The 857-nt window shown below is 46.1% G+C and carries 1 protein-coding gene; it reads right to left on the bottom strand.

What is annotated here, in order from left to right; translation table 11 throughout:
• Window positions 1-857, bottom strand: an 857-nt coding sequence (locus R7R24_RS25675; protein ID WP_318119940.1) for a citrate synthase, incomplete at both ends; no start/stop codon positions are given.

Genomic DNA, 857 nt, shown 5'->3' with positions numbered 1-857 from the left:
GTAAACATTGATACAGGAATACCGATCGCTTTCAGAATGATACCTGAATAGAAATCTACGTTCGGGTACAGTTTCTTAGAAACAAAGTATTCGTCAGAAAGAGCGATACGCTCAAGTTCCATTGCTACGTCCAGCAGAGGATCTTTAATGTTCAGCTCTTTTAGAACTTCGTGACATGTTTCGCGCATTACGGTCGCACGTGGATCGTAGTTCTTGTAAACACGGTGACCGAAGCCCATCAAACGGAATGGGTCATCTTTGTCTTTCGCACGTTCCACGTATTCTGGAATGTTATCCACGCTGCCGATTTCTTCTAGCATCTTCAGACATGCTTCGTTTGCGCCACCGTGAGCTGGACCCCAAAGTGATGCGATACCAGCGGCAATACATGCGAATGGGTTTGCACCAGAAGAACCTGCTAAACGGACTGTTGATGTCGACGCGTTTTGCTCGTGATCTGCGTGAAGTGTGAAGATTTTATCCATCGCACGAGCAACAACAGGGTTCACTTCATACTCTTCACATGGGTTAGCAAACATCATGTGTAGGAAGTTTTCCGCGTAGCTCAAATCATTGCGTGGGTAAATAAATGGCTGACCAACAGAATATTTGAAACACATTGCAGCCAGAGTTGGCATTTTAGATAGCAGACGATAAGCCGCAATTTCACGGTGCTCGTCGTTATTGATATCAAGTGAATCGTGGTAGAAGGCAGCAAGAGCACCAACCACACCACACATTACTGCCATTGGGTGAGCATCACGACGGAAGCCATGGAAGAAGCTTGCGATTTGCTCGTGTACCATTGTGTGACGAGTAACGGTCGTTTTGAATTGCTCGTATTGTTCTCGGGTAGG

It is taken from the genome of Vibrio sp. 704, assembly GCF_033339295.1.
Note: the sequence above shows the minus strand (reverse complement) of the source record. Positions and strands in the feature narration are given on the sequence as shown.